The 4873-nt window shown below is 67.8% G+C and carries 3 protein-coding genes; all 3 read left to right on the forward strand.

The annotated features are described in order from the left end of the window. Nucleotides 1-177 precede the first annotated feature (177 nt). The 3 genes from aspS (at nt 178) to ACTRWG_RS22630 (ending at nt 4814) form a co-directional block, all read left to right on the forward strand. Complete coding sequence (gene aspS / locus ACTRWG_RS22620) at nt 178-1956, forward strand: aspartate--tRNA ligase (protein WP_027234822.1); 1779 nt, start codon at nt 178-180, stop codon at nt 1954-1956. A gap of 236 nt (nt 1957-2192) precedes the next feature. Beyond that, complete coding sequence (locus ACTRWG_RS22625) at nt 2193-3578, forward strand: DUF1800 domain-containing protein (RefSeq protein ID WP_027234821.1); 1386 nt, start codon at nt 2193-2195, stop codon at nt 3576-3578. A 15-nt stretch (nt 3579-3593) separates the two neighbouring features. Beyond that, entirely contained in the window at nt 3594-4814 is a 1221-nt protein-coding gene (locus tag ACTRWG_RS22630) for a DUF1501 domain-containing protein (protein ID WP_462829976.1), read from the forward strand. The last annotated feature ends 59 nt before the right edge of the window (nt 4815-4873 follow it).

Genomic DNA, 4873 nt, shown 5'->3' on the forward strand with positions numbered 1-4873 from the left:
CCATTTCACGGAACCGGCAAAAACCGGGCCGCTGCCGGGGCGGAAATGGCCCTGTTTGCTTGACAACTGAGCCGCAAACTTGTGTACCACCCCGGACGAATTCCGCGCCGCTCCTGTGCGCATCTCCCGAACGACGGCCCGCCCGGGCACAAGACCGGTATAACGAAAGGTCAACCGATGCACGCTTACCGCAGCCATACCTGCGCCGAACTGAACAAATCCAACGTCGGGGAAACCGTCCGCCTGTCGGGCTGGGTCCACCGCGTCCGCGACCACGGCGGCCTGCTGTTCATCGACCTGCGCGACCATTACGGCGTGACCCAGGTCATGGCCGACCCGGACAGCCCGGTGTTTGCCGAGATCGAGAAGGTCCGCAGCGAATGGTGCATCCGCATCGACGGCGAGGTGAAGGCGCGCGACGAAAGCCTGGTGAACCACAAGATCCCGACCGGCGAGGTTGAGGTCTTCATCCGCGACATCGAAGTGCTGGGCAAATCCGAAGAACTGCCGCTGATGGTGTTCGGCGATCAGGAATACCCGGAGGAAACCCGCCTGCGCTACCGCTACCTGGACCTGCGCCGCGAGAAGATGCAGAAGAACATGCTGCTGCGCTCCAACATGGTGGCCTCGATCCGCCGCCGCATGTGGGACATCGGCTTCAACGAGTACCAGACCCCGATCATCACCGCGTCCAGCCCCGAGGGCGCGCGCGACTTCCTGGTGCCGTCGCGCCTGCACCCGGGCAAGTTCTATGCGCTGCCGCAGGCGCCGCAGCAGTTCAAGCAGCTGATGATGGTCTCGGGCTTTGACAAGTATTTCCAGATCGCGCCCTGCTTCCGCGACGAGGACCCGCGCGCCGACCGCTCGCCGACCGACTTCTACCAGCTCGACATGGAGATGTCCTTTGTCACCCAGCAGGACGTGTTCGACACCATCGAGCCGGTGATGAAAGGCGTGTTCGAGGAGTTCGGCGGCGGCCGCAAGGTGGATCAGACCTGGCCGCAGATTTCCTATAAGGACGCAGCACTGTGGTATGGCACCGACAAGCCGGACCTCAGGAACCCGATCAAGATGCAGGTGGTTTCCGACCACTTCCGTGGCTCGGGCTTTGCGATTTTCGCCAAGCTGCTGGAGCAGGACGGCACCGAAATCCGCGCCATCCCGGCGCCCAAAGGCGGCTCCCGCAAGTTCTGCGACCGGATGAACGCGTTTGCCCAGAAAGAGGGCCTGCCGGGCATGGGCTACATCTTCTGGCGCGAGGGCGCGGACGGCATGGAAGCCGCGGGCCCGCTGGCCAAGAACATCGGCCCCGAGCGCACCGAGGCGATCCGCCAGCAGCTGGAACTGGGCGTGGGCGATGCCGCCTTCTTCCTGGGCGGCAAGCCCAAGACCTTCCAGACCGTTGCGGGCAAGGCGCGCAACGTGATCGGCGAGGAACTGGGGCTGACCGAGCAGGACCGTTTCGCCTTTGCCTGGATCGTGGATTTCCCGATCTACCAGGAGGACGAGGAGAGCGGGAAGCTGGACTTCGACCACAACCCGTTCTCGATGCCCAAGGGCGGCATGGAGGCGCTGGAGGGCGATCCGCTGGCCGTGACCGGCTATCAGTATGACCTGGCCTGCAACGGCTATGAGCTGGTCTCCGGTGCGATCCGGAACCACAAGCCGGAGATCATGTTCAAGGCCTTCGAAATCGCCGGGTATGGCGAGGACGAAGTCAAGAAGCGCTTTGGCGGCATGGTCAATGCGTTCCAGTACGGCGCCCCGCCGCACGGCGGCTGCGCGGCCGGTATCGACCGCATGGTGATGCTGCTGGCCGATGAGGCCAACATCCGCGAGGTCATCATGTTCCCGATGAACCAGCGCGCCGAAGACCTGATGATGGCCGCGCCCTCTGAGCCGATGGCGGAACAGCTGATGGAGCTGGGCCTGCGCGTGATCCCGCAGGATCAGTGAACGGCGCAGACGTTCTGATGAAAGGCCCGGTCAATCGCCCGGGCCTTTTCTTTTGCGGCGCAACTGCGGCTGGCCGCTGGCCGTTCCCCGTGCCGGGACCCGGCGTGCTGCAGAAAGCTGCGGCGCGGGCGACGGAACGCGCGGAAACGTGCGTATCACCTGAAATTCACCTGTGGGGCAGGGCGGCGATGCTCTAACCTGCGGGCAGGCCGGCAGCGCAAGGAGAGAGCATAGCAATGCAGTTTGACGGAGACTTGGCTGAGATCCGCTTTGGCGCCGGGCTGTCGCCGGCGGTTGCGCCGCCGGCCTCGCGCGAAGAGATGCTCAGCCGCCTGCAAGGGCCTGACGAAATGGCGCAGCGGTTCCCGGTCAGCCGGTTTGAAGACGCAGTCGCAGGCGCCGCCACCTTCCGGCGGCTGCGGCGCAAGCGCAGGCAGCAGGACGGAAAGCCCGGCTATGAGGCCGCGGACAAGGCGTTCAAGGAATTCCGCCGGTCGCAGAACCTTGCCCGCTTCGGATGGCACGGCCAGCGGCTGCTGCGCCATGTCAGCACCCGTGACGGGTTCCGCGAACGGCTGGTGCTGTTCTGGGCCGACCATTTCACGGCGCAGGGCAAATCCGGGCCGACGCGGGTTTTGGCCGCGCCTTATGCCGAAAGCGTGATCCGGCCCCACGTCAGCGGCCGCTTCGAGGATTTGCTGATCGCCGCCGCCACCAGCCCGCTGATGCTGATGTACCTGGACCAGAACCGCTCTGCCGGGCCGGGCAGCCGCGCCGCCGCGCGGCGCGAACGGCTGAGCGGGCTGAATGAAAACCTGGCCCGGGAGGTGCTGGAACTGCACACGCTGGGGGTCGGCGGGCCGTACAGTCAGACGGATGTGCGGCAGCTGGCGGAGCTGTTCACAGGCCTGAGCGTTTCCAAGGGGGCAAAGTTCGTTTTCCACCCCGGCATGGCGGAACCAGGGGCGGAGACCGTTCTTGGCAAGACTTACGGCGGCGGCAAGCCGCAGGTGGAGCAGGTGCTGAGCGCCCTGCGCGATCTGGCCCGCCATCCTGCCACCGCGCAGCATATCGCCCGCAAGCTGGCGGTTCATTTCGTCTCCGACACGCCCGATCCGGCACTGATCTCCCACATGGCGGCCCGGTTCCAGGACAGCGGCGGCGACCTTATGCAGGTCTACGCGGCGCTGCTGGAGTATCCGGCCGCCTGGGAGCCGCAGCTGCGCAACGTGAAGCCGCCCTTTGATTACGTGGCCTCGGCCTGCCGGGCGCTGGCAGTTTCTGAGGCGCGGGTTGCTGGCTTCAGGCCGGGGCAGCTGAACCGGCTGCTGCTGGCGCCGCTGACCCCGATGGGGCAGCGGTGGGAGTTTTCCGGCGGGCCGGACGGCTGGCCCGAAGAAGACGCCGCCTGGGTCACGCCGCAGGCCCTGGCCGCCCGCCTGCGCTGGGCGATGGCGGCCCCGCGGCGGCTGGTGCAGCCGCTGCCCGATCCGCGCGGCTTTGCCTCTGCGGCGCTGGGCCGCTTTGCCAATGAGCGGGTGATGTTCGCCGCCCGCGCCGCCGAAACCGAAGCGGAGGCGGTCGGGCTGATCCTGTCCTCTCCCGCCTTTCAGCGCCGCTAACAGGAGGTCCATCCGATGCAGCTGACCCGCCGTTCTCTCCTGACCCGCTCTGCCTTGCTGGGCTGTTCGCTGGCCGCCAGCCCGCTGGTCACCCCTGTCAGTTTTGCCGCCGCCCCCTGGGACACGCGGCTGGTGGTGATCATCCTGCGCGGCGGCATGGACGCGCTGGATGTGGTGCAGCCCTATGGCGACCCGCAGTTTGCCGGGCTGCGGCAGACCCTGTCCGGCGGGCCCGCCGCCGGGGCGGCCGATCTGGACGGCTTTTACGCCCTGCACCCGGGGCTGGCGCCGCTGCTGCCGTTGTGGCGCAAGGGCGAGCTTGGCTTTGTGCACGCGGTGTCCACGCCGTACCGCGACCGGCGCAGCCACTTTGACGGGCAGGACCTGCTGGAGGCGGGCACCGCCGGGCTGGGCGAGGCCCGCGACGGCTGGCTGAACCGGCTGCTGCAGCAAATGCCGGGGACGGACGCGCGCACTGCCTTTGCGATCGGACAGGAGCGGATGCTGCTGCTGGAGGGCGCTGCGCCGGTCTCGCAATGGGCGCCGGGCGCCGGGCTGGCGATGAGCCCGCAGGCGGAGCGGCTGGCGGCGCTCCTGATGGAAGACGACCCGCTGTTCCACGCGGCGCTGAACGACGCGCTGGAGCTGACCCGGCAGGATATGTCGCTGGATCTTGAGGACGGCGGCGAGGGCAGCGAAGACAGCGGGATGATGGAGATGATGAAGGCGCCGAAGGGCAAGGCGCATACCGCGATTGCCGCCTATGCCGCTCAGCAGCTGCGGGGCGACAGCCGGATTGCGGCGTTCTCGATCAACGGCTGGGACACGCATTACCGCCAGGCCGGCGGCCTGAAGGCGGCGCTGGGGCGGCTGGCGGAGACGATCCTGGAGCTGCAAAGCGGCGTGGGGCCGGAGATCTGGGGCAAGACCGCCGTTGCGGCGGTGACCGAGTTCGGGCGCACCGTGCGGGAGAACGGCACTGGCGGCACCGACCACGGCACCGGCGGCGCGATGCTGCTGGCAGGCGGCGCGGTGCGCGGCGGCCGGGTGCTGGGGCGCTGGCCGGGGCTGGCGGAGGCCGACCTCTACGACCGGCGCGACCTGATGCCGACCGCGGATGTGCGCCGCTACCTCGCCTGGCTGCTGCATGGGCTTGCCGGGGCGCAGAAAAGCGGCCTGGAGGGCGGGGTGTTCCCCGGGCTTGCGATGGAGCAGGATCCGGGGCTGCTGCTGTAGCTGCCTGCGCGCGGCGCAGCAGTATACCGTCTGAGTGCAGGAAAAACTGAGTGCAGGAA

It is taken from the genome of Leisingera sp. G5_S3_59_S7, from assembly GCF_054968485.1.